12 protein-coding genes are annotated in these 16,468 nt (G+C 73.8%); 7 read left to right on the top strand and 5 right to left on the bottom strand.

Going from position 1 to position 16,468, the window contains the following annotated elements; all coding sequences use genetic code 11:
- The first annotated feature begins 85 nt into the window (after positions 1-85).
- Positions 86-1,339, top strand: coding sequence for a TIR-like protein FxsC (locus ACIQBJ_RS25730; protein ID WP_400715053.1), 1,254 nt, complete (start codon positions 86-88; stop codon positions 1,337-1,339).
- A gap of 108 nt (positions 1,340-1,447) precedes the next feature.
- Positions 1,448-5,449, top strand: coding sequence for an FxSxx-COOH system tetratricopeptide repeat protein (fxsT, locus tag ACIQBJ_RS25725; RefSeq protein ID WP_400715051.1), 4,002 nt, complete (start codon positions 1,448-1,450; stop codon positions 5,447-5,449).
- 64 nt (positions 5,450-5,513) lie between these two features.
- Here fxsT and ACIQBJ_RS25720 read toward each other — a convergent pair whose 3' ends face one another.
- The 3 genes from ACIQBJ_RS25720 to ACIQBJ_RS25710 all read right to left on the bottom strand — a co-directional run bounded on the left by ACIQBJ_RS25720 (position 5,514) and on the right by ACIQBJ_RS25710 (position 8,225).
- Complete coding sequence (locus ACIQBJ_RS25720) at positions 5,514-6,383, bottom strand: alpha/beta fold hydrolase (protein ID WP_400715049.1); 870 nt, start codon at positions 6,381-6,383, stop codon at positions 5,514-5,516.
- 14 nt (positions 6,384-6,397) lie between these two features.
- The gene (locus ACIQBJ_RS25715) at positions 6,398-7,327 is read right to left on the bottom strand and encodes a DUF4231 domain-containing protein (protein WP_400715047.1); all 930 of its coding nucleotides are present in this window, start codon (positions 7,325-7,327) and stop codon (positions 6,398-6,400) included.
- A gap of 148 nt (positions 7,328-7,475) precedes the next feature.
- Positions 7,476-8,225, bottom strand: coding sequence for a sugar isomerase domain-containing protein (locus ACIQBJ_RS25710; RefSeq protein WP_400715045.1), 750 nt, complete (start codon positions 8,223-8,225; stop codon positions 7,476-7,478).
- A 196-nt stretch (positions 8,226-8,421) separates the two neighbouring features.
- Between ACIQBJ_RS25710 and ACIQBJ_RS25705 the strand changes: the two genes are divergently transcribed.
- The gene (locus ACIQBJ_RS25705) at positions 8,422-9,111 is read left to right on the top strand and encodes a metal-dependent transcriptional regulator (RefSeq protein WP_400715043.1); all 690 of its coding nucleotides are present in this window, start codon (positions 8,422-8,424) and stop codon (positions 9,109-9,111) included.
- 560 nt (positions 9,112-9,671) lie between these two features.
- Here ACIQBJ_RS25705 and ACIQBJ_RS25700 read toward each other — a convergent pair.
- Positions 9,672-10,376, bottom strand: coding sequence for a bifunctional DNA primase/polymerase (locus tag ACIQBJ_RS25700; protein WP_400715041.1), 705 nt, complete (start codon positions 10,374-10,376; stop codon positions 9,672-9,674).
- 255 nt (positions 10,377-10,631) lie between these two features.
- On the opposite strand from ACIQBJ_RS25700, the gene ACIQBJ_RS25695 reads away from it, so the two are divergent.
- Positions 10,632-12,008 (top strand): transcriptional regulator, encoded by a 1,377-nt coding sequence (locus tag ACIQBJ_RS25695; RefSeq protein ID WP_400715039.1) that lies wholly within the window; start codon positions 10,632-10,634, stop codon positions 12,006-12,008.
- Between the two features lie 190 nt (positions 12,009-12,198).
- The gene (locus ACIQBJ_RS25690) at positions 12,199-13,377 is read left to right on the top strand and encodes a hypothetical protein (RefSeq protein WP_400715037.1); all 1,179 of its coding nucleotides are present in this window, start codon (positions 12,199-12,201) and stop codon (positions 13,375-13,377) included.
- 62 nt (positions 13,378-13,439) lie between these two features.
- On the opposite strand, the gene ACIQBJ_RS25685 is transcribed toward ACIQBJ_RS25690, so the two are convergent.
- Positions 13,440-14,729, bottom strand: a complete 1,290-nt coding sequence (locus ACIQBJ_RS25685; protein WP_400715035.1) for an ABC transporter substrate-binding protein — start codon at positions 14,727-14,729, stop codon at positions 13,440-13,442.
- A gap of 284 nt (positions 14,730-15,013) precedes the next feature.
- Between ACIQBJ_RS25685 and ACIQBJ_RS25680 the strand changes: the two genes are divergently transcribed.
- The gene (locus ACIQBJ_RS25680) at positions 15,014-15,451 is read left to right on the top strand and encodes a hypothetical protein (RefSeq protein ID WP_400715033.1); all 438 of its coding nucleotides are present in this window, start codon (positions 15,014-15,016) and stop codon (positions 15,449-15,451) included.
- A gap of 118 nt (positions 15,452-15,569) precedes the next feature.
- The gene (gene purU, locus ACIQBJ_RS25675) at positions 15,570-16,451 is read left to right on the top strand and encodes a formyltetrahydrofolate deformylase (protein ID WP_400715030.1); all 882 of its coding nucleotides are present in this window, start codon (positions 15,570-15,572) and stop codon (positions 16,449-16,451) included.
- The last annotated feature ends 17 nt before the right edge of the window (positions 16,452-16,468 follow it).

Raw genomic sequence — 16,468 nt, 5'->3', positions numbered from 1 at the left:
GCCCTATTCCATTGGGGCCGTCGGCCTTCCTACACTTGAGACCCTTTCGGGGAACAGGTGACAGGCGGGCTCGGGGGAGGCGCGTGTGAACAGCCCAGCGGGTCGGGGCAAGGAAGCGCCGAGGCCGTACTTCTTCCTCAGCTACGCGCACACGCCGAGGATGAGCTCACGGGGCTCCGCCGACCCCAACCTGTGGGTGGCCAAGCTGCACCAGGACCTGTGCGAGGCGATCCTGCAGATCACCGACGCGCCCGCCGGGCATCCGATCGGGTTCATGGACCGCTCCATGCACCAGGGCCAGAAGTGGGCCGAGCGGCTGTCCCGGGAGCTGGCGAACTGCCGGGTGTTCGTGCCGCTGTACTCGCCCCGGTACTTCAAGTCCGAGGCGTGCGGCCGGGAGTGGCACCTGTTCAGCCGCCGCTCGGTCTACCAGCGGCGGCCCACCGCCGAGCGGATGACCGGCATCGTGCCCGCGCTGTGGGTGCCGATGGACCACTACCCGCTGCCCCGGGTGGCCGGCGAGCTCCAGTTCAACCACGACAGCTTCGGCGGCGACTACGCCGCCGAGGGCCTGTACGCGCTGATGAAGATCGCCACGTACAGCTCGCAGTACCAGACCGCGGTCTGGCGGCTCGCCCAGCGGATCGTGGACGTCGCCGAACAGACCGTCATCCCGGCCGGCCAGGTGCTCGACTTCGAGTCCCAGCCGTCCGCCTTCGACCCGCCGGACGTCGCCGACAAGGTCCGGATCTCGGTGTTCTCCTACCACCGGCCCGAACTGCCGCCGAACCGCAGCGCCGCCTGGTACGGCGAGCAGCGGATCGACTGGCAGCCGTACCGGCCGGACTCCTCCCGACCGCTCGCCCAGGACGCCGCCGACGTCGCCCGGAACATGGGGTTCCAGCCCACCGTGCGGGAGTTCGAGGAGGAGTCGGAGCACCTGCTGACCGGCGACCACCCGTCCGCGCCCTGCGTGCTGCTGGTCGACCGGTGGGCCTTCCTGGACGGGCGGCGGGCCGAGGCGGTGCGGCGGCTCGACCGGCGCAACCTCGGCTCGGTCGCCATCGTCGAGCCCTGGAACCGGGACGACCAGCAGAGCCGCGACCACGAGCGGATGCTCAACGAGATCGGCGACAGCGTGCTGACCGTCAGCCGCGGCGCCCGGCAGAAGCCCAGCCTGCGCGAGGACGGCGCCGGCGGCGCCCCCGGCAGCCTGGAGGAGTTCCGCGGGGAGATGGAGCGCGCCGTGATGCGCGCCTGCACCGCCCACGAACAGCACCACCAGGCCAACCGGCCGGACAGCGGCACCGGGGAGCGCAGACCCAGCATCGGCCCCTGACCGCGGCCGCGGAACGGACAGAGCAGGACGCCGGAAGGTCGGGATTCCGTCCGGTGGCACGGCATGCGGGAACACGGCGGGCACCAGCGGCCCGAGGGAGGGAACGTCATGACCGAGAGGCCGGCGAAGGGCCCGCAGATCCAGGCGCGCCGCCGCGACGCCACCGTGGAGAACCGCCACGGCCGGATCATCACCTTCTACTCCTACAAGGGCGGCACCGGCCGCACCATGGCCCTGGCCAACACCGCCTGGATCCTGGCCGCCAACGGCTACCGGGTGCTGGTCGTGGACTGGGACCTGGAGGCGCCCGGCCTCGCGCAGTTCTTCCGGCCGTTCCTCAACCCGGACGTGGTCGCCGCCACCACCGGCATCATGGACCTGTTCGCCGACTACCTCGAAGAGGCCCGCCGGCCGATCGACCGCGACCCCGAGTGGATCGAGGACTTCGCCCGCATCCACCCGCACGCCCTCTCGCTGGCCTGGCCGCACTTCCCCGGCGCCGGCCGGATCGACCTCGTCCCGGCCGGGCAGCAGAACCGCGACTACTCGGTCGCCCGGCTCGACTGGGACCTGCTGTACGAGCGCTACGAGGGCCGGCGCTTCATCCAGTCGCTGCGCGCCGACATGAAGCGCGGCTACGACTACGTGCTGATCGACAGCCGCACCGGCCTCACCGACACCGCCGACATCTGCACCGTCGAGATGCCCGACGACCTGGTGGTCTGCTTCACCCTCAGCGACCAGTCCATCGACGGCGCCTCCCGGATCGCCCGGGTCATCGAGGACCGCTACGGCGACCGCGCCATCCGCATCCTGCCCGTCCCGATGCGGATCGACGAGGGCGAGAAGGAGAAGGCCGACGCCGGCCGGGCACTGGCCCGGATCAAGTTCGCCGGACTGCCCGCCGGCTTCGGCGAGGCCGACCTGGCCCGCTACTGGGCCGGCGTCGAGATCCCCTACCGGCCGTTCTACGCCTACGAGGAGATCCTCTCCCCGTTCGGCGACCAGCCCGGCCTGCCCGGCTCGATGCTCGCCGCCAACGAGCGCCTCACCCGGGAGATCACCCAGAGCCGGGTCGCCGGACTGCCGCCGATGTCCGAGGACCTGAGACTCCGTCACCTCGACGGCTTCGCCCGCCGCCGCCCCACCGCCCCCGCCGACCTGTACCTCAGCTACGTCCCCGAGGACCGGGCCTGGGCCGACTGGGTCTCCGCGCTGCTCACCGACGCCGGCTACCGGGTCGTCCCGCGCGACTTCGGCGTCGGCGCCAACCCGCGCGAGGCCACCGGACGGGGCATCGACTCCGCGTACCGCACCGTCGCGCTGCTCTCCTCCTCCTACCTGCAGTCCCCGCAGGCCCAGGCGCTGTGGGACCGCACCGTGCTCGCCGACCCGGCCGGCGCCCGCCGCCAGCTCATCCCGGTCCGGGTCTCCGACGTGCGCCTCAACGCGCCCTACAACAGCCGCAACCCCGTCGACCTGATCGGCCGCGACGAACCCGCCGCCGCCACCGCCCTGCTGCGCGCCCTCGGCCGCACCGAGGCCGAACTGCCCGAGCGCAGCCCCGGCGCGCCGCGCTTCCCCGGGACCAAGCCCACCTACTGGGAGGTCCCGCAGCGCAACCACTCCTTCACCGGCCGGGTCAAGGTCCTCGACGACCTGCGCGCCCAACTCGCCGGCGGCACCACCGCCGTGCTGCCGCCGCCGCAGACCCTGTACGGCCTCGGCGGCGTCGGCAAGACCCAGGTCGCGCTGGAGTACGCGCACCGCTACATGTCGCACTACGACCTGGTCTGGTGGATCGACGCCGAGCAGAGCGAGAACGTCGTCGTCGACCTCGCCGAACTGGCCGGCCGGCTCGGACTGCGGGTCGGCGACAACGTCAACGAGGCCGCCCAGGCCGCCCGCGACGCCCTCCGGCAGGGCATCCCCACCCCCAACTGGCTGCTGATCTTCGACAACGCCGACGAGCCCGCCGAGATCCGCCGGTTCTTCCCCGACGGCCCCGGCCACATCCTGGTCACCTCCCGCAACCAGGGCTGGTCCGGCCAGGCCGGCGTGCTCAACGTCGACGTCTTCGACCGCACCGAGTCCGTCGACCACCTCACCCGCCGGGTCCGCGGCCTGTCCCGCGGCGACGCCGAACGGGTCGCCGAGGCCGTCGGCGACCTCCCGCTCGCCGTCGAGGTCGCCGCCGCCTGGCTGGAGACCACCCGCACCCCCGTCGACAGCTACGTCAGCCAGCTCAAGGCCGAGGCCACCCGGGTCCTCGCGGCCGGCGAGACCCCGGTCGACTACCCGACGCCCGTCGGCCTCACCTGGAACGTCTCGATCGCCCGGCTGCGCGAGCAGTCGCCCGCCGCCGTCCGGCTGCTGGAGCTGTGCGCGTTCTTCGCGCCCGAGCCGATCTCGCTGCGCCAGTTCTTCTTCTCCGAGCAGATGCGGATCGCGCTGTACCCCTACGACGAGGAGCTGACCGACACCTTCCTGCTCGGCAAGGTGCTGCGCGCCGTCAGCCGGTACGCCCTCGCCAAGACCGACGCCGGCTCCGACTCCTTCCAGGTCCACCGGCTGGTGCAGGCCGTGGTCCGCAGCGGCATGAGCGAGGCCGACCGCAACTCCACCATGCACCAGGTGCACCGCATCCTGGTCCACGCCCGCCCGCAGCGCGGCGACACCGACGACCCCGCCAACTGGCCCACGCTGGAGAAGATCTGGCCGCACCTCACCCCCTCCCGGGCGCAGGACTGCGACGAGCGCGAGGTCCGCGAACTGCTCATCGACCGGGTCCGCTACCTGTGGAAGCGCGTCGACCTCGACCAGGCCCTGCAGCTCGGCCGCCAGCTCGACGCCAACTGGACGGTGCGCTCCGAGACCGAGCCCGACCCGGCCGAGCAGAAGATCTGGCGCCGGCAGATCCTCAGCCTGCGCCTGCAGATCGCCAACGTGCTGCGCTCCCAGGGCGCGTACACCGAATCGCTGGGCCTCAACCAGGCCACCCTGACCGGCCAGCGCGAACTCCTCGGCGAGCACCACCCGTACACCCTGATGACCGCCAACTCGATGGCCGCCGACCTGCGCTACCTCAGCCGGTTCGAGGAGGCGCTCACCCTCGACCAGGACACCTACGGCCAGTTCGTCGAACTGTTCGGCGAGGACGACCCGCGCACCCTCACCGTCGCCAACAACCTCGCCATCGACCACCGCCTGGTCGGCAACAGCCGCGAGGCGCTCGCCCTCGACCAGGACACCTTCGAGCGCAACGTCGCGGTCCGCGGCCCGCACCACCCCTACACCCTCGGCACCAAGTCCAACCTGGCCCGCGACCTGCGCGAGATGGGCGACTACAAGGGCTCCGCGGACCTGCTGCGCGAAGTCACCGAAGCCTTCGCCGACCTCCCGCAGTCCGACCTCCCCGAGGAGCTGCGGAACGCCAAGTCGCTCGCCGTCTCGCTCCGCCGGGCCGGCCAGTACACCGAGGCCCGCGAACTGACCGAGCGAACCTACGAGCGCTACGTCGACCTGTTCGGCCCCGACTTCGCCGACGCCCTCGCCTGCCGGCTCAACCTGGCCGCCGACCACAGCGCGGCCGGGGACAAGGAGACCGCCCGCGACATCGCCACCGAGGCCTACGAGGGCCACCGCCGGCTGTTCGGCGACGACCACCCCTTCACCTTCGCCTGCGAGAACAACCTCGCCATCTACCTGCGCGGCTCCGGCGACCTGGGGGGCGCCGTCCGGCACGGCCGCACCGCGAGCGAGGGCCTGGCCCGGGTCCTCGGCCGGGCGCACCCGTTCACCCTCAACTCCACCATCAACCTGTCCAACGCCCTCGCCGAGGCCCGCGAACTCGCCGAGGCCGAGGACCTGGCCCGGACCGCCTACGACGGGCTCGCCGCCCGGTACGGCGTCAACCACCCCGACGCGCTGATCTGCCAGGCCAACCTGGCCGTCACGCTCCGGGCGGCCGGGCGGCGCAGCGAGGCCGAGAGCCTGCGGATGCAGGCGATCGCGGCGCTGGTCGAGCTGTTCGGGGAGGAGCACCCGTCGGTGGTCGCCGCCCGCAGCTGGCAGCGCACCAACCGCGACCTGGAGCCGCAGCCGCTGTAGCGGAGCGGAAGGGGGCGGGGCGCACCGCGCGGTGCGCCCCGCCCCCTTCCGCCCGCCCGGCCGCTCAGGGGCGGGCGGCCCAGCGGATGGCGTCGGTCATCTCCTTCAGCGAGCCGAAGTGCGCGGCGCCCGGCTCCAGGTAGAGCTGGGCGCCGGGGATGTGGTCGGCCAGCCAGGCGGAGTGGCCGACGGGGGAGAACTTGTCGTCGGCGCCGTGCCACAGGCGGACCGGCGTCAGGATGCTCTCCACGTCGAAGCCCCAGTCGGTGATGAAGGCCAGCACGTCGTCGATCCAGCCGTCGGCGCCGTACCGGAAGGCCTGCCGGTACGTGGAGTGCAGCATCCGGCGGATGCCGATGTCGGCGACCACGGTGCGGTCCGGCGGGGTCAGCTCGGGGACCAGGTTGCGGATCAGCTGGGCCGGGTCGCGGCGGATCACCCGGGACCGGACCTGGAACTGGCCGGCGATCCGGGGCTGTCCCAACTCGGCCTGCCGGTAGGCCCGTTCGTTGGACGGGGTCATCCCGGCGAACCAGTCCAGGCCGTCCGCGTGGCGCGGGGCCAGTGAGACCTGGGCGGCGGCCCGGCGGACCCGGTCGGGCAGCAGCGCGGCGCAGGCCAGCGCGTGCGGCCCGCCGCCGGAGCGGCCGACCACCGCGAACCGGTCCAGGCCGAGGGCGTCGGCGATCACCGTGGCGTCGGTCGCGGCGGCGGCCACGCTGCGGCCCGGCAGCCGGGTCGAGTCGCCGTAGCCGGGCCGGTCGAAGGAGATCAGCCGGACCCGCATCCGGGCCAGCACGGCGCTGCGCGGGGCGGGCCCGACCCGGCTGCCGGGGGTGCCGTGGAGCAGGAACACCGGTGTCCCGGACGGGTCTCCGGACGTCTCGACGGCGAGCACGCCGCCGTCCGGCGTCTCGATCCTCCGTGTCGCCACGCGGACCCTCCTGTTCAACTGGGGATGTCGAGGCTGCGCACCTCGCGGCGGGCCTGCCAGGTGGTGTGCTCCCGGGAGATCGCGTCCTCGGCGTCCCGGGCGAGCCGGGCCCAGGTCTCCTCGGCGTCCGGCGAGGAGAGGTCCACGGTGGCCAACTGGGCTTCCACCTTGGACAGTTCGGCCGCCGCGAGGGTGTAGGCGGCGGCCTGCGGGCGGTACTGGCGCAACTGCGCCCAGGCGGCGATCGAGGCGGCCACCGCGGAGATCGCGCCCAGCGCGTCGAAGCTGAACTCGCCGACCGCCCGCAGCACCGCGAGCAGCAGGCCGGCCGCGGGCAGCACGATGGCGAGCCGGCCGACCCGGCGGGTGGCGTTGCGGCACTGCACGGCCTTGGCCTGGTACCACTCGCGCTGGCTCTGCACCCGCTCGCGCAGGTAGGTCTCCCGGCGGACGGCCAACGGCTGGTCGCGGAGCCGCTCCATGGTCTCGGTGATCTGCGGGTGCCGGGCCGGGGCCCGCCAGCCGCGCAGCTCCTCGGCCACCCCCGGGGTGACCCGGTCGGTGTCGAACTCGCCCAGGATGCCCGCGAGCTGGATGTCGTAGAGGCGCTCGGCGTCCGGCAGCTTGCGGGGCGGCGGCTGGTAGGAGTCGGCCCGCACCGCGTACTTCCACACCAGGGTCTTCACCGACTCGGCGACCGCCCGGCCGTCGTACCAGAGCCGCTGCGGGTTCTGCCAGGCCACCACGACGGCGGTGAACAGCGCGCCCAGGTAGGCGAGCGCCGCCGCCCAGGCCCAGAGCGCCCCGTCGGCGGAGCCTGCGAAGGCCGCGCCGACCAGCAGCAGCAGCTCCCAGCGGGACAGCGCCACCGCCCTGGTCTGCCCCAGCAGGGACGCGCCGTCGGCGGCCCAGAACAGGCGCGGGAGCAGGTCCTGCTCCCGCACGAAGCCGATCGAACGCCCCGCCCCAGCCGCCATCCCCGCCCCCGCAGCGCCGTCTCACCGGTCTCGGGAGTCCTTCCCAGTGACGGACGAACTTACGCGAACGGAAAAGGAGTTGGCCGAATGGAGCGGGTCGGCGCGGGGGCCGCCGTCACCAGGCGTAGAAGATCCGGTCGGCGTTGTCGGCGATCACCTTGTTGTTCCACTCGGTGCCGCCGTCCACGTTCCCCGAGCGGAACAGCGGCGGGGTGATGCCGCGGTCGGCCAGCTTGGCGGTCGCCGAGGCCGTGACGGACTGCATCAGGGCGCTGGTGACGATGGTGGAGACCGAGCCGAACGGGGCGCCCGCGCCGGGGTGCTCCAGCTCCCCGTCGCCGAGCCCGATCTTGCTGTCCAGCACCACGTCGCAGTTGTCCTTGAGGTAGGTGCCGGAGGAGTGGTTCGAGGACACCGCGCCGGGATAGGCCAGCGAGGTCACGCCGATCACCTTCAGGCCGCGGTCGCGGGCGTGCCGGGCCAGCTCGACCGGCATCACCTGGCGGCCGGAGAGCGAGATCAGGAACAGCAGGTCGCCGCTGCGCGCGGGGGTCAGGTCCAGGGTGGTGGTGGCCAGCCCGGAGACCCGCTCCAGGGCACTGCCCAGGTGCGCGGGCATCACGTTGACGCCGGTCATCCCCGGCACGTTCAGCAGGTTCATCACGACCAGCCCGCCGGCCCGGTAGACCACGTCCTGGGCGGCCAGCGAGGAGTGCCCGGCCCCGTAGGTGAAGATCCGCCGCCCGTGCTCGACGGCCTCGGCCAGCAGCTCGGCGGCGGCCTCGATGTTCTCCCCCTCCTCCGCCCTGACCCGTTCCAGGTGGGCCACCGCGATGTCCAGGTACCGGTCGACCAGTCCGCTCATCTCTGCTCCGTCCGAGCTCGGGGGCGGTCCGGTGGTCCGGACCACTGGGAGAAAGCTACGGCGTGCACGGTGGCCCCTGGCGGAGGCGGCTGTCAACCGGCACGAAAAGCCGGGGCATAGCGGGCGCGCGGGACGGGTTGTCACTCCGGTACGTCAGAATTGGCGGTGAGGACACCGAAGAACGGAGCCAGGGGCGATGTCAGGGCTGATCGACACCACTGAGATGTACCTCCGCACCATCCTGGAGCTGGAGGAGGAGGGCATCACCCCGATGCGCGCCCGGATCGCCGAGCGGCTGGAGCAGTCCGGCCCGACGGTGAGCCAGACGGTGGGCCGGATGGAGCGGGACGGCCTGCTCCAGGTCGCCGAGGACCGGCACCTCGAACTGACCGGCGAGGGGCGCAAGTTGGCTGTCCGGGTGATGCGCAAGCACCGGATCGCCGAGTGCCTGCTGGTGGACGTGATCGGCCTGGAGTGGGAGCAGGTCCACGAGGAGGCCTGCCGCTGGGAGCACGTGATGAGCGAGACGGTCGAGCGCAAGGTGCTCGCCATGCTCGGCCACCCCACCCAGTCCCCGTACGGCAACCCGATCCCCGGCCTGGACGAGCTCGGCGACACCAAGGCCGAGGGCGAGGGCTTCGACGCCGGACTGCTGACGCTGGAGGCCGTCGCGGCGGCGGACGGCGCGGACGTCGTGGTCCGCCGGATCGGGGAGCCGATCCAGACCGACGGCGACCTGATGCGCACGCTCCGCCGGGCCGGTGTCCGCCCCGGCGCGACCGTCCGGGTCTCCCCGGCGCCCGGCGGCGTGCTGGTCGGCACCGGCGAGAGCGCGGCCCAGCTCGGCAAGGAGATCGCCGCGCACGTGTTCGTCGCCCAGCCGTAGGGCCCGACCGCCCCGCCGCGCCCTGCCGCGATGCGGGGCGGAGCACGCGCCTCGGGCCCGGTGTCCCCACACCGGGCCCGCGCGCTCCCTCCCTGCTCCCTCCCCGTCCCCTCCTGCTCCCCTCCGGTTCCCCCGCCGCCCCGCCCCGCTCCCTCCCGGGTTCCCTCCCTGCCGTGCCCGGCGCGGTCCCTGGGCCCGCGCCGGCTCCCTCCCGCTGCCGCGTTCGGCTTCCCCGTCCGAACGCCCTCCCGGCAGCCCCCCACGTCCTTTCGGCCTGTCCGCTCCCTTCGCTCCGCTCCGTGCCGACGCTGGAGATGATCCCCTCGGCACCCGCGGCCAATCCTTGAGCGATGTCACCCGATCGGTGGGCTTCCCCCGCTGACCTGCGGGTATGACGACCGGTTCCGGAAGATCCGGCTCCGGACGGCGGTGGGGCGCGCTGCTCCGGACGTGCCGACGGCGGGCCCGGCCCCCGATCGGGAGGCCGGGCCCGCCGCCGCCCGCGCGGGGTGCCGCGCGGGAACGCCCCCGCCGGATCGGCCGGGGGCAGGCTCGGGGGGTCAGCGCACCGCGGCCGCCCGGCGCGGCGCCTGGCGCGGCGAGGACGCCTCCCGCCCGCAGGCGTAGGCCAGCGGGCTGACCAGCTCCGCGGCGTCCGGCAGCCAGCGGTTCAGCGCGGACGGCGGCCGGGCCCACTGCGCGGACGCGTACCCGCCGACCCGGGACGGCGGGGCCACCACCCAGTCGCCCTCGCCGCGCGCCACCAGGTCCAGCCGCTCCGGCGACCAGCCGATCTGCCGCAGCATGTCCGGCAGCTTGTCGGCCACCCCGGGCAGCACCAGGAAGTGCAGCCGCCGCCCGCCGCACCCCGGCGCGGCCGGGACCGCGACCACCGGGCCGAGCTGCAGCCCCATCCGCTCCATCCGGGCCAGCGCCAGGCAGCCCGCCACCTCCGGCACGTCCAGCACGTCGAACGCCCGTCCGGCGGGCAGCAGGATCGAGGCCGCCGGGTTCTCCGTCCACCACTTGCGGACCACGCCGGGCCCGGCGCTGGCCCGCCGCCGCCAGTCCTGCTCGGCCGGGTGCGCGCCGGGGAGCGCGCAGTCCGGCGCACCGCAGGAGCAGCACGCCGGTCCGTCGCCGTCGACCAGCCAGGTGCCCGGGACCACCTCCCAGTGGCGGTCCTCGGCGTAGCGGACGGCTTCGAGCAGCAGCGGCGGCAGGTTCTGTTCGGGGGCTCCGGAGGTGTTGTCCACGTGCAGCACAACTACCGTCCGTGAGTGCGGGTTACGGCCCGCCGCCGAACGCCTCGGGCGGGGCGCGCGATGTCACCCGGGACGGTGATCCTGGTCGGAACCCCTCCGCTGAGCAGGGGCGGTAACGGGCGCAGTGGGGGCGCACAGAGGCATTCACCCGGGCGCGTGGGGAGTGGGTACGTCACCGTGGGTATTCCGCATGGTGTTGCACAGTCGTCGCCCTCCGGTCGGGTCCGGACGGCGTTGGGGAGGCGGAAAAATCCCATGGCCGCGAGACCGCTCGTCGCACGAGAGCCGAACGAACGTCTTCAGCAGTTGATCCAGGAGGCGGGCTGCTCCAACGCGGGCCTCGCCCGCCGGGTCAACCTCTGCGGAGCAGAGCACGGACTGGACCTGCGCTACGACAAGACCTCGGTCGCCCGCTGGCTGCGCGGGCAACAGCCGCGCGGGCAGGCGCCCGCCGTCATCGCCGAGGCGCTCGGCCGCAAACTCGGCCGCGGCGTCACCGTGGACGAGATCGGCATGGCCGACGGCAAGAGCCTCAGCTCCGCCGTCGGACTCCAGTTCGCGCCCAGCCTGTCCACCGCGCTGGAGCAGATCTGCGAACTCTGGCGCAGCGACGTCGGCAAACGCGACTTCCTGGCCGGCGCCACCGTCGCCGCCTCCGCGCTGGTCGAACCCAGCCGGGACTGGCTGATCACCCCGCCCGACCCGGTGGTCGCCCGCACCGGCGGCACCCGGGTCGGCCTGGCCGACGTGGCCGCGATCCGGGCCACCACCCAGATGCTGGTCGACCTCGACCACCGGTTCGGCAGCGGCCACGTGCGCCCCGTGGTGGTGCACTACCTGAACAGCGTGGTCTCCGGCTTCCTCGGCGGCTCCTACCGCGACGAGACCGGCCGCCAGCTCTTCGGCGCGGTCGCCCGGCTGACCGAACTGGCCGGCTACATGGCGGTCGACACCGGCCAGCCCGGCCTGGCCCAGCGCTACTACATCCAGGCGCTGCGGCTCGCCCAGGCCGCCGACGACCGCGGCTACGGCGGCTACGTGCTCGCCGCCTCGATGAGCCACCTCGCCGCGACCCTCGGCAACCCCCGGGAGATCGCCCAGCTCGCCCGCGCCGCCCAGGAGGGCGCCCGCACGGTGGCCACCCCCACCGCGATGGCGATGTTCTACGCCGCCGAGGCCCGCGGCCACGCCCTGCTCGGCGACGCCTACGCCTGCGAGGACGTCGCGGCCAAGGCGCTGGCCGCGATGGAGCGCCGCAACCCGGCCGACGACCCCGACTGGATCGTCCACTTCGACGAGGCGTACCTCGCCGACGAGCTGGCGCACTGCCACCGGGACCTGCAGCAGGGCGAACGGGCCGAGCACTACGCCCGCACCGCGCTGGAGCTGCACCCCGCGCACCGGGTCCGCCGCCGCGCCGTCGACCTGGTGCTGCTCGCCACCGCCCAGCTCCAGCAGCGCGACCTCGAACGGGCCTGCGAGACCGGCAGCGAGGCGGTCCGGCTGCTCAGCGGGCTGCGCTCGAACCGGGGCGTCGAGTACCTCGACGACTTCCGCAGCCGGCTGGAGCCGTACCGCGGGCACCGGGCGGTCCGCGAGTTCCACGCCCGGATGGACGGGGAGGCGGCGTAGCGGACGGAGCGGGGGGCCGGGCCCACCGGCCCGGCCGAACGTGAATCAATAGCACAGAACAACGGTGCGCGTAGTCACCTGTGCCGGTGAACCGGTAGCGTGGGCCCGCAGTTGTGGTCCGCCGTCAGCGACCGGCGGGGCAACCGAAAGGCCCGGGACCACCGGTGCCGTGCACAGGTGAGGAAACGCGTTGAGCCAGCGCCGCTCGTATCCCAACTCCGGCGACTTCAATCTGGACGACCTGTTCCGGCCGGAGCCCGCCCAGCCCCAGGCCCAGCCCCCCTACCCGGCCCAGCAGCCGTACGACCCGGCGCAGCCGGCCCAGCAGCCGTACGATCCCGCCCAGCCGGTCCAGCAGCAGCAGTCGGTGCCGCCGGTCGGGCAGAGCGGCAGCCCCGAGTACTGGGGCGCGCCCCCGCAGGCCGGGCCGGTCGTGCCCGAGCAGGAGGGCGCCACCCAGTACCTGCCGCCGTACCCGTCCGGCGACCCGTCCTTCGGCGGCCAGCCGCCGCAGCAGCAGCCGTACGCGGGCGGCACCTTCGGCGGGCAGGCCCCGCTCCAGCCGCCGGCCCAGCCGGGCTACGGCCCCGCCCAGCCGGGTTACGGCCCCGCGCAGCCGGGCTACGGCGGCGCGGGCGGGGCGGGCGGCTACCAGGCCCAGGCGCCGCAGCAGCCCGGCTACCCGGCCCCGGTCGGCCACCCGCAGGGCGAGGACGGCGGCCGCCGCACGCCCGACCGCCGGCTGCTGATCGGCGCGGGCGTCGCCGGTGTCGCGCTGGTCGCCGTGCTGGCCGGGGTCCTGCTGAGCGGCGGCGACGAGGGCGGCGCGGGCAAGGAGAAGACCAAGGCGAAGGCCGGGACCAGCCAGCCGGCGGCCACCCCGGCCGCCGGCGGCGGTGCCGGGGACGCCGTCACCCCCGCGATGAAGGCCCAGGCCCAGGCGATGTCCGACCTGCTGGGCACCGCCAGCGCCAGCCGCACCTCGGTGGTCAACGCGGTCGGCGCGGTCGGCAAGTGCCAGACCCTGCCGGACGCGCAGGGCGCGCTCACCGCGGCCGCCGCGCAGCGGCAGGACCTGCTGAAGAAGCTGGGCGACCTGAAGGTCGATCAGCTGCCGGACGGCGCCAAGCTGGTGACCCAGCTGCAGGCCGCGTGGCAGGCCTCCGCCACCGCCGACACCGAGTACGCGGGCTGGGCCGGCGACCTGGTGGCGGGCTGCGACCCGGCCAAGGCCAAGGACAACGACCACTACCGGAACGGCAACACCGCGAGCGGCTCCGCCACGACGGCGAAGGAGCAGGCCTCGACGCTCTGGGGCGTCGTCGCGGGGAAGACCGGCCTGCCGCCCAAGGGCGCGATCGAGCTGTAGACGGCGGACAGGCCCCCGGCGCGTCGCGCCGGGGGCCTGTCGCGTGGTGCCGGGGCCTGTCGTTACGCCGGGGGCCTGTCGTTGGTGAGGACCCAGCGGACGTCCGTGAAGCCCTTGCGCTGCTCGGTGAGGCGGCCGTCCCGGACCTGCTGGAAGGTGACCGAGGTGTTCACCAGGCGGGGGGAGTCGGCGGTCGGGAGCATGTTGGTGACGCCCCAGCCGAGCGGCGGGGTGGCGCCGGCGGTGTCGATCGGGTCGCCGCTGTCCAGGACGCTCTGCAGGGCCTTCGCGCTGATCGGCCGGGACCGGTCGACCCGGTCGGCGGCCTGGCGGAACACCTCGTAGGCGACCCAGGTGGTCTGCACGCCGGGGTCGGCGACGTCGATGGTGGCGCCGTTGCCGTAGGTGTGGGCGGTGGAGCGCAGGCCGTCCCAGACGGCGGAGGACTCGGCGGGGAACCAGCCGGTGGCGAGCGCGCCGCGGAGCGGGCCGTTGTCGCCGCCGGTGGAGTCGACCACGGACTGCTGGAAGGAGCCGATCACCGAGGCGAGCTGGGTGTTCCTCGGGTTGGCGCGGCGGTACGGGTCGAGCAGGTTGCCGGTGGGCTCGGCGCCGAGCGCGGAGAGCACGCAGTTGCCGGGCCGGTCCTCGCCGATGGCCTTGCGGGCGTACGGGGCGTAGTCGTTGGACTTCTCCGGCGCCTTGACGTCGACGACCTTGATGCCGGTCTGCCGGGTGGCCGAGCCGAGGTAGTTGACCAGGGCGTCGCCGGCCCGGGTGTCGGGGCGGATCAGCGAGATCTGCTTGCAGCCGGCCTCGACCAGCTGGCGTCCGCTGCCCGCGACCAGGGCGGGCAGGCCGCCGTTGACGGGGTAGGACAGCGGGCTGCTGAACTCGGGGGTGGAGAGGCCGTACCCGCCGATGAACGGGATGCCGGCCTCCTCCAGGACGGGCATGAAGTTGCTGCCGTACTGGCTGGCGGAGCCGACCACGGCGACCGCGTGCGCGCTGACGGCCTGGTCGGCGCAGGCGGTGGCGCCGTCGGTGGTGTCGTGCTCGTTGCAGGTCAGGACGCGGATCTTGCGTCCGGCCAGGCCGCCGTGGGCGTTGAAGTCGCGGCCGATCGCCTCGGCGAGCGCCGTCATGCCGGGGCGGTCGGCCGCGCCGGTGCCGGACGGGGCCCAGGTCATCACGGTGACCTCCTGGCCCGCCGAGTCGGCGGCCGCGGGGCCCCCGCAGGCGGAGAGCGTCAGCAGGGCGGGGAGGGCGGCGGCTCCGGCGGCGAGCGCGGCACCGGTGCGGCGGCGTCCGCCGACGGCGGGATGCGGCTGGGGGGTTCCGTTCCGCGTCATGCTGCTCTGTTCCTCCCTGGACATGCTGCTGCGGGGTGTCCCGTGCTTCGTCGCGCAGGATCGGCGGATCAAGGGTGGTCCCGGCTTCGCACGCCGAGAGGGACGCTGTCTGAACGGATCGCCAACGAGGCGCGAACACGGTGTGCGCACGGCCGGTGACGCGTGTAGAGGGCAGGTGGCTCGGGAACGTACGATCGGCTCCCGTGTCCGACAGCATCGAATCTCCGCACCGGTCTGCCCGAAACACTTCTCGAACGGGTGGCCGCTCCAGCACGATGGGCGGCATGCCCCTGACTGATCTGCCCTGGTGGCGCTGGCGGGCCCGGATCCGCTCGGCGCTGCACATGTTCTCCGACCCCGCCTTCCAGCAGGCGGCCTGGCTGGACGGCCGGGACGGGTACGGAGACCTCACCGACGCGGTGTACCGGCTGGTGGAGGACACCTGGCTGGACCGCTGGTCCGCGGAGCGGTACGTCGGCTCGATCTTCCGGGACTCCGCGGAGGCGGTCGCGGTGGACGCCGCCGTGCTCCGGGTGCTGCGCATCCTGCACCAGGTCGGCGGCGACGCCCCGGCCGCGGTGTACCTGGGCCACCCGGACTGGCCGGAGGCCGTGCAGGCGGCCCGCGAGGCGCACCACCGGCTGGCCGTCAACGACGGCGACGACCCCGACCTCCCGCCGCGCCCGCTGGACGAGCTGCGGCAACTGACCGCGCACCACTGACCGGTGCGGGTCGGGCGGCCGGTCTCGGGGACCGGTCGCCCGCCCCGCCGCCGCCCGATCTGTGCCAGGGTGGGCCCCTGCCGTCCGCACCAGAGCCGAGAAACGGGGCCCCGCGCACATGGAAGAGACCGCCCGCTCGCAGTACGTCCTCACGCTGTCCTGCCCGGACAAGCAGGGAATCGTCCACGCGGTCTCCAGCTACCTGTTCATGACGGGCTGCAACATCATCGACAGCCAGCAGTTCGGCGACGCCGGGACCGGCCTGTTCTTCATGCGGGTGCACTTCTCGGCCGAGGAGCCGGTGACGGCGGAGAAGCTCCGGGCCAGCTTCGCGGCGATCGGCGCCTCGTTCCGGATGGACTGGCAGATCCACGAGTCCGCGGAGCGGATGCGGGTGGTGCTGATGGTCTCGAAGTTCGGGCACTGCCTGAACGACCTGCTGTTCCGCACCCGGATCGGGGCGCTGCCGGTGGAGATCGCCGGAGTGGTCTCCAACCACACCGACTTCCGCGAGCTGACCGAGTCCTACGGCGTCCCGTTCCACCACATCCCGGTCGCCAAGGACGCCAAGGACACCGAGCACACCAAGGCCGCCGCCGAGCAGCGGCTGCTCGACCTGGTCGCCGAGGAGCGGGTCGACCTGGTGGTGCTGGCCCGCTACATGCAGGTGCTCTCCGACGACCTGTGCAAGGCGCTGTCCGGCCGGGTGATCAACATCCACCACTCCTTCCTGCCGAGCTTCAAGGGCGCCAAGCCCTACCACCAGGCCCACGCCCGGGGCGTGAAGCTGATCGGCGCGACCGCGCACTACGTCACCGCGGACCTGGACGAGGGCCCGATCATCGAGCAGGAGGTCGCCCGGGTCACTCACGACGTCACCCCCGAGCAGCTGGTCGCGCTCGGCCGGGACGTCGAGTGCCAGGCGCTGGCCCGCGCGGTGAAGTGGCACAGCGAGCACCGGGTGCTGCTGAACGGCTCCCGGACGGTGGTCTTCGCCTGACGCCCCGTCGGGCCCGG

Origin of the sequence: Kitasatospora sp. NPDC088391 (assembly GCF_044753345.1) — a bacterium.
Classification (GTDB): Bacteria; Actinomycetota; Actinomycetes; order Streptomycetales; family Streptomycetaceae; genus Kitasatospora.
This window is presented reverse-complemented; position numbering and strand designations above follow the sequence as displayed.